The 19768-nt window shown below is 67.9% G+C and carries 14 protein-coding genes; 4 read left to right on the forward strand and 10 right to left on the reverse strand.

Going from position 1 to position 19768, the window contains the following annotated elements; all coding sequences use genetic code 11:
- Positions 1–54: 54 nt before the first annotated feature.
- The 5 genes from ACGFR7_RS11350 to ACGFR7_RS11370 form a co-directional block, all read right to left on the reverse strand.
- On the reverse strand, positions 55–999 hold the full coding sequence (locus ACGFR7_RS11350) for an anti-sigma factor family protein (RefSeq protein ID WP_393316303.1): 945 nt from the start codon (positions 997–999) through the stop codon (positions 55–57).
- A complete protein-coding gene (gene sigM / locus ACGFR7_RS11355) occupies positions 996–1691 on the reverse strand; it encodes an RNA polymerase sigma factor SigM (RefSeq protein ID WP_393316306.1) in 696 nt (231 codons plus the stop codon). The genes ACGFR7_RS11350 and sigM overlap by 4 nt, the downstream gene beginning before the upstream one ends.
- A gap of 225 nt (positions 1692–1916) precedes the next feature.
- The gene (locus ACGFR7_RS11360; protein ID WP_393316309.1) at positions 1917–3638 is read right to left on the reverse strand and encodes a serine/threonine protein kinase; all 1722 of its coding nucleotides are present in this window, start codon (positions 3636–3638) and stop codon (positions 1917–1919) included.
- 107 nt (positions 3639–3745) lie between these two features.
- Positions 3746–5980, reverse strand: a complete 2235-nt coding sequence (murJ, locus tag ACGFR7_RS11365) for a murein biosynthesis integral membrane protein MurJ (RefSeq protein WP_393316312.1) — start codon at positions 5978–5980, stop codon at positions 3746–3748.
- A gap of 46 nt (positions 5981–6026) precedes the next feature.
- Complete coding sequence (locus ACGFR7_RS11370; RefSeq protein ID WP_393316315.1) at positions 6027–8282, reverse strand: DUF6049 family protein; 2256 nt, start codon at positions 8280–8282, stop codon at positions 6027–6029.
- 272 nt (positions 8283–8554) lie between these two features.
- On the opposite strand from ACGFR7_RS11370, the gene ACGFR7_RS11375 reads away from it, so the two are divergent.
- Complete coding sequence (locus ACGFR7_RS11375) at positions 8555–10030, forward strand: CCA tRNA nucleotidyltransferase (RefSeq protein ID WP_393316318.1); 1476 nt, start codon at positions 8555–8557, stop codon at positions 10028–10030.
- Between the two features lie 107 nt (positions 10031–10137).
- On the opposite strand, the gene ACGFR7_RS11380 is transcribed toward ACGFR7_RS11375, so the two are convergent.
- The 4 genes from ACGFR7_RS11380 to ACGFR7_RS11395 all read right to left on the reverse strand — a co-directional run bounded on the left by ACGFR7_RS11380 (position 10138) and on the right by ACGFR7_RS11395 (position 13979).
- Positions 10138–10422: a hypothetical protein gene (locus ACGFR7_RS11380; RefSeq protein ID WP_393316321.1), complete on the reverse strand. Its 285-nt coding sequence runs from the start codon at positions 10420–10422 to the stop codon at positions 10138–10140.
- 409 nt (positions 10423–10831) lie between these two features.
- Positions 10832–12091 carry an MFS transporter gene (locus ACGFR7_RS11385; RefSeq protein ID WP_393316324.1) on the reverse strand — a complete coding sequence of 420 codons (1260 nt, stop codon included), beginning with the start codon at positions 12089–12091 and terminating at the stop codon, positions 10832–10834.
- A gap of 78 nt (positions 12092–12169) precedes the next feature.
- On the reverse strand, positions 12170–13252 hold the full coding sequence (locus tag ACGFR7_RS11390) for an inositol-3-phosphate synthase (protein ID WP_393316326.1): 1083 nt from the start codon (positions 13250–13252) through the stop codon (positions 12170–12172).
- Between the two features lie 46 nt (positions 13253–13298).
- Positions 13299–13979, reverse strand: coding sequence for a PadR family transcriptional regulator (locus tag ACGFR7_RS11395; RefSeq protein WP_393316329.1), 681 nt, complete (start codon positions 13977–13979; stop codon positions 13299–13301).
- Between the two features lie 509 nt (positions 13980–14488).
- Between ACGFR7_RS11395 and ACGFR7_RS11400 the strand changes: the two genes are divergently transcribed.
- The 3 genes from ACGFR7_RS11400 (at position 14489) to ACGFR7_RS11410 (ending at position 18604) form a co-directional block, all read left to right on the forward strand.
- Positions 14489–14689, forward strand: coding sequence for a hypothetical protein (locus ACGFR7_RS11400; protein WP_393316332.1), 201 nt, complete (start codon positions 14489–14491; stop codon positions 14687–14689).
- Between the two features lie 41 nt (positions 14690–14730).
- Positions 14731–17001 carry a transglycosylase domain-containing protein gene (locus ACGFR7_RS11405; RefSeq protein WP_393316335.1) on the forward strand — a complete coding sequence of 757 codons (2271 nt, stop codon included), beginning with the start codon at positions 14731–14733 and terminating at the stop codon, positions 16999–17001.
- Between the two features lie 121 nt (positions 17002–17122).
- Positions 17123–18604, forward strand: coding sequence for a glycosyltransferase family 87 protein (locus ACGFR7_RS11410; RefSeq protein WP_393316338.1), 1482 nt, complete (start codon positions 17123–17125; stop codon positions 18602–18604).
- Positions 18605–18701: 97 nt separating this feature from the next.
- Here ACGFR7_RS11410 and ACGFR7_RS11415 read toward each other — a convergent pair whose 3' ends face one another.
- Positions 18702–19733 (reverse strand): alanine racemase, encoded by a 1032-nt coding sequence (locus ACGFR7_RS11415; RefSeq protein ID WP_393316341.1) that lies wholly within the window; start codon positions 19731–19733, stop codon positions 18702–18704.
- Between the last annotated feature and the right edge of the window lie 35 nt (positions 19734–19768).

Raw genomic sequence — 19768 nt, forward strand, 5'->3', positions numbered from 1 at the left:
AACGGATCCTACGGGGCGAGCATTCCCGGAGTGTCACAGCGCACTGCTCGCCGCTCAGTCTCGCTGGTACGAGTGAGACAGCAGAATCTTTCCGGGAGCCGGTGGTGTGGCAGAGACGCAGGAGGAGCTGACGACAAAGGCCGAGACGCGCTGTGCATCGGACGGATCCGGCAGCACCACGAGGTAGGCGTCCTTGCCCTGGTACCGGGTGTGGGTGGACGCAAGCGGTGCCTCCGTCCGCCCGGTGCCCAGGCGGACACACGAGGGCACGGTGTCGGCGCCGCCGCGCAGCGTCGACTCGGGAGAGGTGCGCGTGCCGATGTCCGGGGACTTGTGCGAGCCCTTTGAGGCCAGCAGGTCGTGTACATGCGAACCAAGAGTGGCGGCGGTCAGGCCCGCTGCCTCTGTGGTCTTCTCGGGGGTGGCGGTGGCCCGGCCATGGGGGCCTGCCTGGGAGCCGTCGACAGCGGCGTTCTGGATCAGCAGACCGCCGAAGCTGAAGACGGCCGCGGCGGCTGCGGTGCCGAGCAGAATGCGGGGCCAGCGCCGTGAACGGGGCGAACGGCCTCCGGGCGACTGCCGACCCGGCCCGGAGGACCCCCGGGGCCGTCCGGCAGGCCGGGCGGCCGGCCCGGCACGGTGGGCAGGCTCATTGTCGGTTTCACGTGAAACCGACAAGGGGGCGGTGGCTGTTTCACGTGAAACATGAACGGTGGCGGCGGGAGTGGTGGCGTCCAGCAGTGCCTCGGCGGCGAGGGCGGCATCGATGCGGCCGGCCACATCGGCCGGCATGCGGATCGGGCCGGGAAGGGTGCCGAGCAGCGCTCGGATCTCTTCCAGAGACGTATAGACGTCCTCACACAACGGGCAGTCGGCAAGATGATGGCGCAGATCTGCGCTGCGAGCGGGGGGCAGCAGCCCGTCCGTGAGGTCAGAGAGCTCGGAGACTTCCGGGTGCTCACCTGTGGGGTGCTCATCCGTGCCGGTCATCGACGTCACGCTCGCCCACCTCCGCCCTTCACGGCACCTGTGTCGTTCGGTCCTGCCGTCGGTGGGACGGATGTCCCCTGCGCCCGGTTCCTTCCCCCGCTCGTGGGTTTGCTATCCCCGTTGTCGGCGCGCAGATGGGTGACCAAGGGGAGGAGTCGGGCGCGGCCTCGTGCACAGCGGCTTTTCACCGTGCCGGTGGGGATGCCGAGGATCGCTGCGGCTTCTGCGACGGGGTAGCCCTGCATATCGACGAGGACGAGCGCTGCACGCTGTTCCTCGGGGAGAGTACGCAGGGCACTGAGCAGCTCACGGTGCAGGTCCTGGCGCTCGGCGGGTGCTGCGGCGGATTCCTGGGGTTCGAGGAGCTGCTCCAGCCGCTCGGTCTCGGCAACGGGCGAGGTGCGCCGCGAGGCGGCCTTACGCGCCCGGTCCAGACAGGCATTGACGGTGATGCGGTGCAGCCAGGTCGTCACAGCAGACTGCCCGCGGAAGGTGTGGGCTGCGCGATAGGCGGAGACCAGGGCATCCTGCACGGCATCGGCAGCCTCTTCGCGGTCACCGAGGGTGCGCAGTGCCACCGCCCAGAGCCGGTCGCGATGGCGGCGGACTATCTCCCCGAAGGCGTCGGGGTCGCCCTTCACGTGCAGGGCAAGGAGATCGGCGTCGCTTTGTATCGAAGCCTTGTCGCTCTCGGTGGACACGGGCCCCCCGGCCGTAGCTGCCTGATCTCGGTCCAATTGAAGCCCGCCAGGTCATGAATGTAAATGCTGTCGAAAGGCGGCGGTGTGCAGGCGGGTGGCCGATTTGCGCCGTTCTCACGTGGACGGTCCGCACGGAGTGGCGCCCAAGGGGGTGGGGCTCCGGCCGGAATACCGGACCGGAGCCCCACGCGGCGTCCTGGACAGTCGTGCCGTCCTTCACTCCGCTCAGCCGGTGAAGGACACCTCGGTCACACCTTGCCGGTACCCGGCGCTGCTGTACCCGTCACCCGGCGCATACGGCATCGCGGTGATCCACACCACGACGTAGCGTGCCTTTGCCGGCTGCTTCAGCTTGACCTTGGCAGACGAGCCCGACGTCCTGCCCGTTCCGAGCCGGTGCATGGAGCTGAGCGGCTGCGAAGAGGAGAGTGAATCGGCGGCATAGAGCGTCACGGTCGTGTGATCGCCGGTGTAGTGAAGGCCGATCGATGCGCCGCTTATCTGCTGTTCCGAGCCGAGGTCGTAGACGAGACCGACGCCCTTCTTGAAGGCTGGATTCAGGTCAGGGCCTTCGTGATAGCCCTTGCTGCCCCAGTAGGTGCTGGGATTCCCGTCGATCGTGTCCCGCGCCTGGTTTGCGTGCTGCGGCTGGCCGTCGGGGTAGTACTCCCCCGCCTCCACGATTTTGATCGGCTTGCTCTGGGGCTTCTTGGCCCCGCCACTGCTCGGCTGCGAGTTGGCCGGATCGTCGCGGTCCTTCTCGCGCTTCAACAGGGTGTCCGCCAGCTGCCAGCTGCCCAGCCCCAGCGCCGCGATCAGCAGCGCGGAGACGGACCACTTCAGCGCCCGGCCGGTGCGGCTCTGCAGCGGAGGCGGCGGAGTGGCGACCGGCTGGGTCGCATGGCTCGCCTGAGCGGGGCGAGCCGACGGCTGCCGGTAGTTGCCCTGCTGGTATCCCGTGCGCTGATACGGCGGAGGCGTGGCGAAAGAGGTCTCCGGAGGCCGGATGCGCGGCATGGCCGCGACGGCCTTGGCCAGCTCCTCCGGGGTGGTGCACGGCTGCTCCTGGCGGGAAGCCGTGGCGCCATCGTTGATCAAAGCGCGCATGGCGAGCTCGGACAGCCCGCGGTGCACACCGGCGCGCACCTGGTCGGGTGCGATCAGCCCGACGCCCTTGGGCAGGCCGGTGAGGCCGTGGGCGTCGTTCTCGTACGGCCAGCGCTGGGTCAGCGCGGAGTAGAGCAGCGCCCCGATCGCCTCGGTGTCCGTGCGCTGCGGGTGCTCGCAGGTGATGCCGCGCAGCGCCGCCATGACGGCCAGACCGCGGATGCGGTACTGCCCGGACTCCGTACGCAGCACCGATCCGGGGGTGATCCGCAGATGGGACAGGCCCTCGCGGTGCGCGGCGGCCATGGCCTGGGAGACCTGACTGACGAGCTGGTAGGCGTCATGCGGCTCCAGCGGCCCGTTGGCGAGCACCGTGGTGAGCTCGGTGGCGTCCGGCAGCCACTCATGGACCACGTAAACGAGGTCGTTCTCCTCGACGGCGTCCAGGACCTGGACGAACCGGGGGTCGCCCAGCAGCGCCGAGGAACGGGCGGCGGACAGCACCGGCCGGGCCCGGGGGTGATCGGCCGGCAGGATGTGCACGCCGACGGCGCGGCGCAGCTTCTCGTCGACCGCACGCCAGCTGCTGAATCCGTCCAGACGGGTGACGCACTCCTCGAGGCGGTAGCGTCTGGCAAGCTTGTGGCCGCTGTGCAGTTCCGGTGGCTGGGCTTCGATCGCCGCGGCACGCTCCTCGTCGGTGCCCTCGGCGTCCTTTTCCCTGCCGGATACCTTCTCGGCCTTAGCACCGTCGTCCGTGGCCTTACCCGCCTTGGCGGTCAGCGGTTCCTCACCGCTCGTGTCAGCCACGTCGACGGCAGCCGTGCTCCGTTCCGCCACCGTCGTTCCTGCCTCCCCATCCGTTGCAGGCTCAATGAGCCAAGACAATTGTGCCCACAGTCCGCCACTATGCACGACACACGGTGGCAGTCGATGGTTGTGCTCAATCAACGCCCAAGCTTCGACCGGACCATGCCGACCAGGGCGTTCAGTTCCTCGATGCGCATTTTGCGTGCAGCCACGTAGAACACGGCCAGAAGTGCGGCGGCACCGGCGATCAGAGCGGCCAGCGATCCGAGGACACCGGTGCCGAGCGCCTGCATGATCCCGTACACCGCGGCTCCCGAGATGATCGTGGCCGGGATGCTGGCGCCCGCCAGCCGTGCGTAGGTCCGCACGACATGAGCGGTGTCGAGATCACCGTTCATGCGCTTGCTCAGACGGCGCCACGCCACGCCCACGCCGATGATGTACGCCAGGCCGTAGGAGGCCGCCATGCCGACCACGGCCCATTGGGCGGGCAGTACCAGGAAGCACAGGCCGGAGGCCGCGGCGTTGACGGCCGCGACGATCACCGTGTTGTAGAAGGGCGTGCGGGTGTCCTCGTACGCGTAGAAGGCGCGCAGGACGACGTACTGCACCGAGAACGGGATCAGGCCCACACCGAAGGCCATCAGCATGTAGCCCATCGGGACACCGGCGCCGGACGAGCCGTAGACCAGCGTGCACAGCGGGATGCCGAGGGAGAGGAAGCCGAACGAGATCGGGACGATCGCGACGGCGGAGGTGCGCAGGCCCTGCGAGATGTCGTCCCGGACGGCGCCGGTGTCTCCGTCGTGCGCGGACCGTGCCAGCCGCGGCAGCAGCGCCGCCATCACGGAGACGGTGATGATCGCCTGCGGCATGTTCCAGATCAGCTGTGCGCTGGCGTACGAGATGAAGCCGGTGCCCGGGTGCCCCTGGTCGTTGGCCGTGTTGCCGGCCCAGGTGGAGAGCTGGGTGACGACGAGGACGCCCGCCTGGTTGGCCAGCACGAACAGCACGGTCCATTTGGCGAGCTTGGCGGCCTTGCCCAGGCCGTGGCCGCGCCAGTCGAAGCGCAGCCGGAGCTTGAATTCGGCGTCGCGCAGGTAAGGGATCATCGCCAGGGCCTGGACGACGAGCCCGAGGAGGGTGCCGATTCCCAGGAGCCGGATGCCCTCGTCGGGGATGGTGGTGACGCCGATGTGCGAGGTCTTCGCCGTGCCGTAGACCCAGATGAACAGGCCGAAGGTGGCGATCATGACGATGTTGTTGAGGACGGGGGTCCACATCATCGCGCCGAAGCGGCCGCGGGCGTTGAGGATCTGTCCCATGACGACATGGAGACCCATGAAGAAGATCGTGGGTACGCAGTAGCGGGTGAACGCGACCGCGACCTCGTTGGCCGCCGGGTCACGGGAGATGTCGAAGGAGACCAGTTTCACCAGCAGCGGCGCCGCCACGACCGCCAGGACCGTGAGCACGCCGAGTACCACGATGACCAGCGTCAGCAGCCGGTTCGCGTAGGCCTCGCCGCCGTCCTCGTCCTCCTTCATCGCGCGCACCAGCTGCGGGACGAAGACGGAGTTGAGGCCGCCGCCGATGGTCAGGATGAAGATCATCGTCGGAAGCTGGTACGCGACCTGCCAGGAGTCACCGAGCACCGCGCCACCGAGGGCCGCGACGATCAGTGCCGAGCGGACGAAGCCGGTGAGACGCGACACCATCGTGCCGGCGGCCATCACCGCGCTGGACTTGAGCAGGCCGGAGGCGCGGCGGCCGGAGGGCTTTCCGGCCGCCGCCACGGGGGCCGGCTCCGGCGCGGTCTGCTGGGGCACGGCCTCCGGTCCGGGCCCCGGGGGCGCCGAGGGGGCGGCCGCCGCGGGAGCGGGGTGCTGGGGCTCGTAGGACTGCTGGTCCTGGAAGAGATGGGCGAAGGCGTCGGGCTCCGGACGCTCGTCGGCAGCCTGGGTGATCAGGTCGTCCACACCCACGAACTGCGTCGTCGCCGCGGCGTCGCCATACGGGAGATTCCGGGTCGGGCCCTGCGGCTCAGGCGCCGGGGGTGTGGCCCACAGCTGCGGGTCTGGCGGGTGGCTGCCCGCAGCAGGCTGCTGGTAGAGCGGATGCGCGGGCTGCCCGGGCGGCGGCGGGGGGTGCGCGGCGCGGTCGTAGAGCGCCTCGGTCACCGGATCCTGAGCCGTCGGGTCCTGGGCGCGGTGCGGGTCGTTGCGGTAGGCGTCCTGGACATAGGGATCCTGGGCGTACGGGTCTTGGGCGTACGGGTCCTGGTCCGCGGGCGGCGGGGGCGTCGGAGGCACCGGTCCCGTGGGGTCGCCGTTGGCGCCCCGGCCCCGGTCACCGTCGTACGGCGCATTCATCGCTGCCCCACCTCATCCGTCGCCGGCCATCCGGCCCCGCCATCTATCAACGGTCCACTTTCTCACCTGAGCCGGACGGGTCGGAGCTTTCCGATCCGGTGTCCGGCGTGGGGTCACTCGGCTGCTCCGGCTCGTCGCCGTCGGTGCCGCCGTTGTCGCCGTCCGTGCCTGGGTCGTCATCGGGTCCGCCACCGTCGGACCCGTCCTCGGCCCGGCGGGCGGCCGCCTGCTTGCGCTGGAGGTAGATCCGCACACCGGCGAGGACGAGCAGGAGCACGCCGCCCGCGATGACGAGCATCACCGTTGCGGTGATCTCCGTGACGTTCACCTGGAACATCATGGGGTCACCGTAGGGCTTTCCGTCAGCCGTGTAGAGCTGGGCGGTGACCCATGCCCGGCCATTGGCGTTCGCCGTGGTGTCGAACTTGAACGACTGGCTGTGCCCGCCGTCCACCGTGATCTGCTGCGACTTCCCCGCGTCCAGACGGTTGGGCTGGGACGAGGTCAGCTTCAGCGTCATGTCCTTGACGCCTTGGACCAGGTTGTTCTGCACCGTCACCGGAATCGTGGCGCTGCGCCCGGAGAGCGTCGCCCCCGACTTCTGGATCAGATGGACCTTCTTGCTCAGACCGTCGAGGTAGCTGCGTACGGCGTGCCGGTACGTTGTGGCGCCGGTGGCATTGCCTCGCCACTCCGTCGACATCTCCCGCATCATGGCGTTGCCGAACGGGGTCACCACGCGCTCCGGCTGGGCCAGGATCACCTGGAAGTCGTCCAGGGCGGACTGGGTGCCCTGGATCTGCCGGAAGGCGTTGACGGGGAGTTCCTGCCTGCGCAGCGAGGACGGGTAGGCGGCGCCACTCGGCACCTGGCGGGTGGCCGCGCGGTCGGGCTTGGCCTTGGCCGCGCCGCCGAGGTTCAGTGACTGGGTCCAGCTGTCGGACTCGTCCAGGCTTCGCAGTGCGGCGGCCATGGCGTGGGCCTGGCTGACCGACGGCATGCGCTGCGGCGCGACGACGATGCTGCGCTGCCGGCCCGGGTCCTCAAGGCTGATCATCTGGGTCTGTGCGAGGAACTCCTGGACCGCGTGGGCGGAGTCTCCGCCCTTCGACATATCGCCCTCGAAGGCTCGTGAGAGCTGCGAGTCCGCCACGACAGCGGTGTTGCCGCCGCCGATGGGGCGGGCCGCCGTCGGGGTGTAGGAGAGCCGGTCGGCGTCCCGCAGGCTGTCGCTGCGAGTGATCACGTTGTGCGCACCGGCCGAGGTCGCGACATCCACGATGGATGAGTCGATCGCGCCGTCGACGGGCCAGGCGAAGTCCGTGCGCGGCTTGACGCCGAGGATCGTGTCCACGGTCTTGTCGGCGAGGTCGGTGGCCGGGCCGAGGTGGCTGAGCGCGCTGGGCACGCTCTTGCCGTGGTGAGCGAGCGAGGCCAGATCGGGATCGGCAAAGGGAAGCGCGACGACCTGGTGCGACTTGACTGCTTCTTCGAGGTCGTGCAGCCACTGCTTGGCGACCGCCTGGTTCTTGCCCATGGGGCCGTCCGGGCCGTTGACCCGGTACGTCTTGGTCATGGCATCGACGGTCGCGAGGAGGTCGGGATCGATGACGAAGGTCACCGGGAGGTTCTTGCCGAGCGCGACCATCTGCTGCAGCCGGCCTCCGGGCGCGAGTTCGGCAGCGAGGTCGTCGTTGCGGAAGACCGGTGTCTGCTGGGCATCGGCGTCGGTCTCGGCGGTGAGGTGGGTGGGGGAGATCAGCGGCCACATGTAGGTGAGCTGCGTCTTCTTCCCGTTTCCGGCCGTCTGCCAGGGCAGGAACGTCCGGTCGAAGCCGAGGACCTGCCCGGAGGGTGCGGAGGGAGAGCGACCTGACAGAGAGATGCCGAGCTGGTACACACCGTTATCGCCGAGGTTGAGGTCCTTGGCCGGCACGCTGAGGCTGAAGGGACGGCTGACGCCGGGTTCCAGCTTGCCGATCTTCTCGGTGTGGCCCTTGATCTCCTCGCCGTCCGTGCCCGGCAGATAGCCGGTACGGCGGGACGCACTCTCGATGGAGCTACGGCCGCCGAGCGCGGATCCACGGTGCATTCCGACATGCGCAACCGTGATCGTGCTGCGGCCGTCATTGGTCAGGGTGCCGGAGACGGTGACCGTGTCGCTCTTGGAGGGGGCGGACGGGGACATCGAGTTGATGGTGACGTCGACCGTGCGGGAGCCGGTCGGGGCCGCCTGGGCGGAGGAAGCGTGCGGAACCTGGAGCAGCCCCACGAGAAGGAGCACTCCAGTGAGCAGTGTCACGGTCCTTCGCAGCCATCGACCACGCGGCCGTTCAGTCCGCTGGAACCCTGCCGCCTCGGCCACGCGCTCGCCCGTCCCTCGTCGTCGTCAGTGGTCGTTCGGAATGTGCGTCCACGAATGGTAACGAGACGCGCGGCGACGGCGTGCCAGGGACTGCTCCACATGATCTCGGCGCAGAGGCCGTGTGCCCAGCCCTTCCTCTTGCTCGGGCGCGGCCTGTCCCCTTTATTACGTGACGCTTTGCACTGCGCGGCCACGTACCCTGTTTTGTTGTGCCGAACGCCAACAATGACCTCCCCGCCCCGACCCCCGAGCGGACCCCGCTGTCGACGAACGCGCTGAACCATGTGCAGCGGCGCGCCGTGAGTGAGCTGCTGAGGGTGTCGCCCGTCGCGGATGACCTGGCCCGTCGCTTCCAGGAGGCCGGGTTCACACTTGCCCTGGTCGGCGGCTCGGTCCGGGATGCGCTGCTCGGTCGGCTCGGCAATGACCTCGACTTCACCACCGATGCCCGGCCCGAGGACGTTCTGAAGATCGTCCGGCCGTGGGCGGACGCGGTCTGGGAGGTCGGCATCGCCTTCGGGACGGTCGGCTGCAAGAAGGAATCGTTCGACATCGAGGTCACGACCTACCGGTCCGAGGCGTATGACCGCACCTCCCGCAAGCCCGAGGTGTCGTACGGCGACTCCATCGAGCAAGACCTGGTGCGTCGGGACTTCACGGTGAACGCCATGGCGGTGCTGCTGCCGCAGAAGGAGTTCGTCGACCCGCACGACGGCCTGGAGGACCTGGCCGCCCGCGTGCTGCGCACGCCGGGGACGCCGGAGGAGTCCTTCTCCGACGACCCGCTGCGGATGATGCGCGCGGCCCGTTTCGCCGCTCAGCTGGACTTCGCGGTGGCCCCGGAGGTCGTCGCCGCGATGAAGGCGATGTCGGACCGCATTGAGATCGTCTCCGCGGAGCGCGTACGGGACGAGCTGAACAAGTTGGTCCTGTCGGCACACCCCCGGGAGGGATTGCGGCTGCTCGTCGATGCGGGCCTGGCCGACCAGGTTCTGCCTGAGCTGCCCGCGCTGCGGCTGGAAAGTGACGAGCATCACCGCCACAAGGATGTCTACGAGCACTCGCTGACGGTCCTGGAGCAGGCGATCGACCTCGAGGAGAACGGTCCCGATCTTGTGCTGCGGCTGGCGGCCCTCCTGCACGACATCGGCAAGCCCAGGACGCGGCGTTTCGAGAAGGACGGTCGGGTCTCCTTCCACCATCACGAGGTGGTGGGCGCGAAGATGACCAAGAAGCGGATGACCGCCCTGAAGTACTCCAACGACATGGTCAAGGACGTCTCACGTCTGGTGGAGCTGCATCTGCGGTTCCACGGTTACGGGACGGGCGAGTGGACGGACTCCGCCGTCCGGCGGTATGTACGGGACGCCGGCCCGCAGCTGAAGCGGCTCCACAAGCTGACCCGCTCGGACTGCACGACGCGCAACAAGCGCAAGGCCAGTGCCCTGTCGCGCGCCTACGACGGGCTTGAGGAGCGCATTGCGCGGCTGCAGGACCAGGAGGAGCTGGAGGCGATCCGCCCGGACCTGGACGGCAACGACATCATGCAGATTCTGGGCATCCGCCCGGGGCCTGAGGTCGGCAAGGCCTACAAGCAGATGCTGGAGCTCCGGCTGGAGCGCGGGCCGATGGAGCGGGACGCGGCGATCGCCGCTCTGAAGGAGTGGTGGGCCACCCAGCGCTGATGTTTCACGTGAAACCGGGGGTGGCGAACCTACGTTTCACGTGAAACATGGGGCGGTGTTTCACGTGAAACACCGCCCCATGATGCATCTCGGGCGTTTGCCGCGCGCTACTTCGCTGAGGTCAGACAGAGCACCATGTGGGTGTCGGAACCCCGGCGTCGGTGCACGCTCTTGGTGTAAGCGGACTGATTTGCCGGGCACACAGACGGGTCCGAGGTGTCATCGTGCACCGCGGCCACCTTGTACTGGGCCTCCGAGGTGCCGCAATCCACCACCGAAAGGCCATCGTCGAGCGAACTGCTGGACTTCTTCACGCAGTCACCGACCTCGGCGCTGCTCGCGTCGTCCATGCTGCTGATCCAGGCGACTGCGAGGAAAACCAGCCCGAGCACGGCTCCGATACCCCTCAGAATCGACTTCGGGGAATGACGCTTGGCGGGCTGCGGGGGCGGTACGGGAGCCCCGCCCTGCATGAAGGGTTGCTGGGGCGGCGCGGGGTATCCAGGCTGAGGCTGTGCGTATGGAGCCTGTGGCTGCTGGGGATAGGCGTATCCGCCCTGGGGCTGGCCATAGGGGGCCTGGGGTGCCGGCGGGGCCTGCGGGTACGGGTTCTGTCCGTAGGGCTGTTGCCCGTATGGCTGCGCGTACGGTGCTTGGCCGTATGGCTGCTGGCCCTGAGGCGGCGTCGTCATGGAACTCCCCCGATATTGATGTGTACAGGCTGCTGTAGGACGTCCGTAAGGTATCCGGTCCGGGCGTCTCGCCGCAGACCCCTGATCACCTTGGGGGACGGATGCGGGCTCACCTGCGCACGCTGCGGACCAGCGCCGCGGTGACCACCGCGTAGAAAGCGGTCACCACGCCCAGCAGAGCGATGGAGCGTCCGTCCGCAGGCAGCATCAGGGCAGCGACCGCGGCTGCGCCGACGAAGGCGGCATTGAAGAGAACGTCGTAAATGGCGAAGATCCGGCCGCGGAAGCCGTCGTCGACCGTCGACTGGACGATGGTGTCGGTGGCGATCTTGGTCCCTTGGGTGCCGAGGCCGAGCATGAACGCGGCGGCCAGCATCGGACCCGGCAGGAAGAACAGCCCGAGAGTCGGCACCAGCACGGCGCCCATCGCGGCACAGCAGGCGATCCAGCCGAACGCGGTGAGCCGCGCGACGGCCCAGGGCGTGATCACAGCGGCCGCGAAGAAACCCGCCCCTGATACCCCGACCGTTATCCCGAGCAGAGCCAAGCCCTCCGCCTCGCTGCTGGACCAGGAGTACCGGCACAGCATCAGCACCGTGACCGTCAGGGCTCCGTAGCAGAAGCGGATCAGGGTCATCGCGGTCAGCGCCCGTGCCGGAGCGCGCCGCTCGGCGAGATGGCGCAGCCCGTCCGCAAGTCCCCGCATGGTGCTCAACAGGGCCTCGCGCAGGTGAGGTTGGAGGCGTGCCGCATCGGGTCCGAGCAATTGCGGTGCCATGCGCAGGGCGGTGAGGGCCGAACAGAAGTAGAGGGAGGCGGCGAGCAGCAGGACGTACGCGTCCACATCCGAGCCGGCCAAGCGGATGGCGAACGCGAGCCCGCCGCCGGCGGTGGCAGCGAGCGTTCCGGCCGTGGGGGCCAGGGAGTTGGCCATGACCAGCTGTTCTTCACCGTCGACCACACGCGGGAGCGCGGCCGAGAGCCCCGCCAGGACGAAGCGGTTGACGGCGGTCACAAGCAGGGCCGAGGCGTAGAAGAGCCCGTCGGGGGCGTGTGACGCGATCAGCGCTGCCGTCGCCATCGCCAGCACCGTGCGCAGCAGATTGCCGTACAGCAGGACCTGACGGCGCCGCCAGCGGTCGAGCAGGACCCCGGTGAACGGCCCGAGAAGGGAGTACGGGAGCAACAGGATCGCCAGGGCGGAGGCAATGGCCGCGGGGGAGGTCTGCTTCTCGGGCGAGAAGACGACAAAGGTGGCGAGCGCGACCTGGAACACCCCGTCGGCCGCCTGGGAAAGGAGCCGTGCGGCAAGGAGCGAACGGAAGTCGCGTAGCCGGAGTAATACGCGGAGGTCGCGCACAGCATGCATGAGGCACAGCCTCACACAGCCCGCAGGCCCCCGGGTGGAATACCCGGGGGCCTGCGCAGGCGAGGTGCGTCGGGCGTCTCAGCGCTCGACTTCGCCGTTGATGAACTTCTCGACGTTCTCCCGTGCCTCGTCGTCGAAGTACTGCACCGGCGGGGACTTCATGAAGTACGAGGAAGCGGAGAGGATCGGGCCGCCGACGCCCCGGTCCTTGGCGATCTTCGTGGCGCGCAGGGCGTCGATGATGACACCCGCGGAGTTCGGGGAGTCCCAGACCTCGAGCTTGTACTCCAGGTTCAGCGGGACATCGCCGAAGGCGCGGCCCTCGAGGCGGACATAGGCCCACTTGCGGTCGTCCAGCCAGGCCACGTAGTCCGAGGGGCCGATGTGGACGTTGTCCTCGCCCAGTTCACGGTCCCGGATCTGGGAGGTGACGGCCTGGGTCTTGGAGATCTTCTTGGACTCCAGGCGCTCGCGCTCGAGCATGTTCTTGAAGTCCATGTTGCCGCCGACGTTCAGCTGCATCGTGCGGTCCAGGATGACGCCCCGGTCCTCGAAGAGCTTGGCCATCACGCGGTGCGTGATCGTGGCGCCGACCTGCGACTTGATGTCGTCACCGACGATCGGGACACCGGCCTCGGTGAACTTGTCCGCCCACTCCTTGGTGCCGGCGATGAAGACCGGGAGGGCGTTGACGAACGCGACCTTGGCGTCGATGGCGCACTGGGCGTAGTACTTCGCGGCGTCCTCGGAGCCGACAGGGAGGTAGCAGACCAGGACGTCGACCTGCTTGTCCTTGAGGATCTGGACGACGTCGACCGGGGCCTCGGGGGACTCCTCGATGGTCTGGCGGTAGTACTTGCCCAGGCCGTCGTGGGTGTGTCCACGCTGGACCGTCACGCCCGCGTTGGGCACGTCGCAGATCTTGATGGTGTTGTTCTCGCTGGCGCCGATGGCATCCGCGAGGTCGAGCCCGACCTTCTTGGCGTCGACGTCGAAGGCCGCCACGAACTCGATGTCACGCACGTGGTATTCGCCGAACTGCACGTGCATGAGACCGGGCACGCGGCTCTTCGGGTCGGCGTCCTTGTAGTACTCGACGCCCTGTACCAGCGAGGCGGCGCAGTTGCCCACGCCGACGATGGCTACGCGAACCGAACCCATTCCGGTTGCTCCCTGTGTTCTCGATGAGGACCTGCACAGCAGAGCCTCATGTGGTGGTGTCATCGGACGGGTCCGGCCGGGAACCACCCCGGTGCCGGGGCAGGCCGCCCGTATCTCCTGACTGGTTCTTCTTGTCCTGTGCTGCGGGACCTGGTGCGCGCTGGTCACGTCCGGCGCGCTCACTCTCGATGAGCTCGTTCAGCCAACGGACTTCGCGCTCCACGGATTCCATGCCGTGCCGCTGCAGCTCGAGGGTGTAGTCGTCCAGCCGCTCGCGAGACCTGGCCAGGGAAGTACGCATCTTCTCGAGGCGTTCCTCCAGCCGGCTACGGCGGCCTTCCAGCACACGCATCCTTACGTCCCGAGATGTCTGGCCGAAGAAGGCGAAGCGGACGCCGAAGTGCTCGTCCTCCCATGCATCCGGTCCGGAGTGGGCGAGCAGCTCCTCGAAGTGTTCTTTGCCCGCTGCGGTCAATCGGTAGACGATCTTGGCTCGGCGCCCTGTCAGCGCCGCGGCCGGAACGCCCTCCGTAGCGCCCTCCGTCTCCTCGATGAGCCAGCCGCTCGCGACCAGCGCCTTGAGGCAGGGGTAGAGGGTGCCGTAGCTGAACGCGCGGAAGACCCCGAGCGAGGTGTTGAGCCGTTTTCGCAGCTCATAGCCGTGCATCGGGGATTCGCGGAGCAGGCCGAGGACGGCGAACTCGAGGATGCCGGAACGTCTGCTCATCCTCCGCCTCCTAGGTCCTGTGCGTTCTTTATGCCGTACTGATGTATCGACTCGATACATCCAGACGATAGATCGGTCCCCCGGGCTGAACAAGTGGGGGGACGGTGAACGGCATCACATCACCGAATCGTTCTCATCAACCTGACTGATTTGGAGTGAATTTCAACACTGGGCAGGTTTTGGCCGTGCGTAGTCTGTGCGGCATGCAGACTGCCGGGAACCGTGGGCCGATATCTGGCGTCCCCATCCTCGGTGTAGTGCGGCTCGCGCCTCAGGAGCGAGCTGTACATCGGGGGGACCTGAAGACAATTGCCGCCTTCAGGCGACGAGATAGCGCGCCTGCCCGAGGAGTATTCGTTCCATGAGCGAGCACCGTCGCAAACCGCCACAGCCGCAGAGTGGCGGACGTGCCGCGGCCCGACGCGCCGCACAGCAGCCACCGGGGCGTCGTGCAGCCCCTCCGCGTGGCTCCGCTGCCGATCCTGCCTCCCACTCCGAGCCGACCGGTCATGAGCCGCGGCAAGGAGGGCGCGCCGAAGCCCGTAGAGCTGCCCAGCGCGGCGGCCGTCGGCGGGCGACCGATACCTCCGCGACGGCTGCCGGTGGCGGCACCGGCGGCCGTGGCGGCGGAGGCCGGCGCGGTGGCGGGGGCGGCGGCCCCGAGGGAGGTCGCGGACGCGGCAGTGGAGAGCCTGCGAAGAAGCGTCTGATCGACTACCCGCGTGCCAACCGCGTCGGGTGGCGGCGCTTTGTGCCCTCCTGGAAACAGGTCACCAGCCTGAGCGTCGGTTTCATAGGGCTGATCGTGGGGGCCTCCGGCGTCGCGCTGGCCCTGGTGCAGGTTCCTGACGAGAGCCTGGCCGCCAAGTCGCAGAACAACGTCTACCTCTGGGCCAATGGCAAGGTCATGGCGCGCGACGGTGAGACGAACCGGCAGAACGTCACGATCAATGAGATTCCGCGGTCGATGCAGAATGCGGCGATCGCCGCGGAGAACGCCTCGTTCCGGACGGACTCGGGCGTGGACCCGATGGGCATCGCACGTGCGGTGTTCAACATGGCCAAGGGTGGCGAGACGCAGGGCGGCTCGACCATCACCCAGCAGTACGTGAAGAACGCGATGCTGAGCCAGCAGCAGACCCTTGACCGCAAGTTCAAGGAACTGTTCATCGCGATCAAGGTCGGCTGGTCGAAGAACAAGAACGAGATCCTTCAGGGGTATCTGAACACCAGCTACTACGGTCGCGGGGCGTACGGGATCCAGGCAGCGGCTCAGGCGTACTACGGAGTGGACGCCGCCAAGCTGGACGCGAACCAGAGCGCCTTCCTTGCCACCGTGCTCAAGGGCGCGGACCTGTATGACCCCGCGGGCGGCACCAGCCCCGGGGCCACGCGGGCGGCGAACACCGCGCGTGCCAAGGCTCGGTGGTCCTGGATCCTGGACCGCGAGGTCGAGAACCACCTCCTGTCGAAGGCACAGCGGGACAAGTACCGGAATAAATTCCCCACGCCACACCTGCCGAAGCCGGTGGCCAGCAAGAGCGGCCAGATCGGCTACATGATGGACACCGCGAAGAAGTATGTGCTGAAGCACGCGGGTCTCAGCGAGGCCCAGTTCGACAAGGGTGGCTACACGATCCGGACGACCTTCGACGCGAAGAAGACCAATGCGCTCGAGGGTGCGGTCAAGAAGGTCAACAAGCGCTATATCGACCCCAAGAAGCGCGCCAAGGACAAATACGTCCAGTTCGGTGGTGCCTCCGTGGTGCCGGGAGACGGGAAGATCGTCGCCCTGTACGGCGGTGAGGGGTACGACAAGGGGCACTTCAGCAACAACGCCGACACCTTCGGCGTACCGGTCGGCTCGACCTGGAAGCCGTTTGTGCTCGCCGCGGGGATGAAGTACGGCACGGCCAGGAGTAACGGTCCCATCTCACCGGACAGCCGTTACAACGGCGATGACCACCTCAAGGTGAAGGACGCCAACGGCAACTTCGTGACGAAGCGGGATAACTCGCCCTTCTACCAGGAGAACGAGAGCAACCACCCCTGGGGCTACATCCCCTTGACCAAGGCGATGGAGCAGTCCGTCAACACTCCGTTTGTGCAGCTCGGCATGGATGTCGGGATGCGCAGGGTCCGGGACATGGCGCAAGCCGCGGGTATCGCCCCGGCCAGCTTCGACAAAAACCTGAACCCGTCCTTTGCGCTGGGCACCTCCACTCCGAGCGCGATTCGTATGGCCGATGCCTATGCGACCTTCGCCCAGTCGGGAGAGAAGGTGGAGCCGTATTCGGTGACCAAGGTGACGTTCGAGGGTGAAGACCTGCCGGGCTTCGACAAGCCGAAGCAGGAGACGGCGATGGATTCCAACATCGCCAACAACGTGACCAAGGTGCTGCAGAACGTCATCCAGAACGGCACGGGAAAGCTGGCCAAGCGGCTGAACATGCCGGCGGCGGGCAAGACCGGCACCACCGACGAGAACAAGTCGGCGTGGTTCGTCGGCTACACCAGGCAGCTTTCGACAGCCGTCACCATGTTCCGTGAGGACGCGAAGAACCCGCGTCAGCTGTCCATGAACGGCGTCGGTGGCTTTGACTCGATCCACGGTGGTGCACTGCCCACCGAGGTGTGGACCGAGTACATGCTGCAGGCGATGAACGGAGTGACAGGGGAGCCGTTCCCGGCTGCTACGCCCATCGGGCGACGGGTGGACGAGGCCGGCATGCCGTCTCCGACGCCGACTCCCACACCGTCGGACACGCCCTCGAAGTCTCCCTCGGGGACTCCCAGCGACTCCGCTTCGCCGTCGGACACTCCCAGCCCGAGCCCGACGGACACATGTTCTCCCTGGGACATCAACTGCAAGAACAGCGGCGGAGCCGGTAACGGCGGGGCCAACGGCGGAGGACCGGGTGGACCCGGTGGACCGGGTGGTGACACCGGAGGCACGAGTCCGACACCTGAGCCCACGGACGCGAACGGTGGCGGAGGCCTGTTCGGTGGTTCTGGCGGCTGACCGGCCGTTTCACGTGAAACGCTGTTTCACGTGAAACGTGGAGCCGTAAAGCCCCCGTCCGGCTCACGCCGGGCGGGGGCTTCGCCGTGTTCCGCACAGGGGCGTACGGCAGGATGGGGCCATGACGAGCGTGCGACGGGACGAGCCGGTACGGCCGACGAGGCGGGATGAGGTGGCGGCGGCCGGCAGCGAGCTGATCGGCGGACCGATCGGCCGGCGCGCACTGCTCGGGACCAGTCGCCTGACGCCGGTACGGGTCATCGCGCTTGTCGCCATCGGCATGTTCGCGCTGGGCATGGTGCAGAAGCTGCCCTGCTACAACGGTGGCTGGTTCTTCGGTGCCACGAGCCAGTACGTCCACGCCTGCTACTCCGATATCCCCCATCTCTATGCGGGACGGGGCTTCGCCGATGGGCTGCTCCCGTATTTCGACCGGTTGCCCGGCGATATGGAGTATCTGGAGTACCCCGTGCTCACCGGCGCCTTCATGGAGATCGCCTCCTGGATGACACCGCACAGCGGAGGTATCCAGCACCGCGAACAGCTTTACTGGCTGGTCAATGCCGGCATGCTGATGATCTGTGCTGCTGTCGTCGCGGTGTGCGTGACCCGCACCCACCGGCGACGCCCGTGGGACGGCCTCATGGTGGCCCTGGCGCCGGCCGCTGCCCTCACCGCGACCATCAACTGGGACCTGCTGGCGATCGCCCTGACCGCCGCAGGGATGCTGATGTGGTCACGCAGCCGCCCGCTTGCGGCCGGTGTCCTCATCGGGCTGGCCACCGCGGCGAAGCTGTATCCGGTGCTGTTGCTCGGTCCGCTGCTGGTGCTGTGCTGGCGGGCGGGAGCCTGGCGTGCGTACGGGCGGGCGGTGGCCGGGGCTGTCGCATCCTGGTTGGTGGTGAACCTGCCGGTGATGATCACGCACGATCATGCGGGATTCCACATCCGGGAAGGCTGGGCAAAGTTCTACACCTTCAGCCAGGAGCGGCCCATCGACTTCGGTTCGCTCTGGCTCCTGATCTCGCAGCGGACCGGTAACCCGCTGGAGAACGCCAATACCTATGCCACGCTGCTGATGATCCTGGGCTGTGGCGCCATCGGCCTGCTGACCCTGTATGCGCCACGCCGGCCACGCTTCGCGCAGCTGGCATTCCTTGTCGTCGCGCTGTTCATCCTCACCAACAAGGTCTACTCGCCGCAGTACGTCCTGTGGCTGACCCCGCTCGCCGTACTGGCCCGGCCGCGCTGGCGGGACTTCCTGATCTGGCAGGCCTGCGAGGTCATGTACTTCCTGGGGATCTGGACGTACCTCGCCTACACAGGCAACGAAGACAAGCACCAAGGCCTGCCGCTTGAGGGCTACCAGCTGGCCATCGTGCTGCACCTCCTGGGCACCTTCTATCTGTGTGCCGTGGTCGTCCGGGACATTCTGCTGCCGGAGCGCGATGTGGTCCGCAGGGATGGAGACGACGATCCGTCGGGCGGCGTCCTGGATCGCAGCCCCGATGCATTCGTGCTCGGCCGGGCTCACCACCGTCCCCGGCACGCGGTGCAGTTCGAGGGGGCACCACAGGTGCGCTGGGGCGTCGTACGGGAGTGAAGGGGCAGAGGGGGCCGTCCATGCACCAAGGGCCCGGTGCCGCAGAGAAGGTCTGCGGCACCGGGCCCTTGGTGTGCTCCGAGCGGGCGCTACCGGCTCAGCGGTCCACGAGGCGGTCGAACTGCGTGGTGGTGTGCCGCAGGTGGGCCACCAGTTCCTCCCCGACCTGCGGCTGCGGTGCGTCGCTCGGCACGAACAGGATCGACACCTGCATGTGCGGCGGCTCCGCGAACCAGCGCTGCTTCCCGGCCCACACATAGGGCGCGAGGTTGCGGTTGACGGTGGCCAGACCGGCCCGGGCCACACCCTTGGCGCGCGGCATCACACCGTGCAGCGCCTTGGGCGACTCCAGGCCGACACCGTGCGAGGTGCCGCCGGCCACCACGACCAGGTAGCCGTCGGAGGCCGCCTTCTGCTGGCGGTAGCCAAAGCGCTCGCCCTTGGCGATCTGGGTGACATCGAGCACCGAGCCGCGGTACTCGGTGGCCTCATGGTCGCCGAGCCACAGCCGCGTACCGATCCGCGCGCGGAACCGCGTCTGGGGGAACTGCTGCTGGAGTCGGGCGAGTTCATCGGCCTTGAGGTGGCTGACGAACATGGTGTGCAGCGGGAGGCGGGCATTGCGGAGCCGGTCCATCCAGCCGATGACCTCCTCGACCGCGTCGGACCCGTCGGCACGGTCCAGCGGGAGGTGCAACGCGAAGCCCTCGAGCCGGATGTCCTCGATGGCCGCAGCAAGTTTCGGCAGATCCTCCGGCTTGACGCCATGGCGCTTCATGCTGCTCATGACCTCGATGACGACCCGGGCGCCGACCAGGCCGCCCACCCCCTCGACCGAGGAGACCGAGCGGATCGCCCGGTCGGGCAGCGGCACCGGCTCCTCACCGTGGCGGAACGGTGTCAGGACGAGCAGGTCGCCGCTGAAGAAGTCCTTGATACGGGCCGCTTCGTAGGTCGTGCCGACCGCGAGGATGTCGGCGCCCAGGCGGGTCGCCTCGTCAGCGAGGCGCTCATGGCCGAAGCCGTAACCATTGCCTTTGCAGACCGGGACCAGCCCGGGGAACTGCTGGAGAACGCTCTGCTGATGCGCCCGCCAGCGCGCGGTGTCGACGTAGAGGGTGAGCGCCATGGCCGGGCCCGGAACCTTTCTCGTGGCTGGGGTGT

The sequence above is a fragment of the Streptomyces sp. NPDC048516 genome, from assembly GCF_043199875.1.
Classification (GTDB): Bacteria; Actinomycetota; Actinomycetes; order Streptomycetales; family Streptomycetaceae; genus Streptomyces.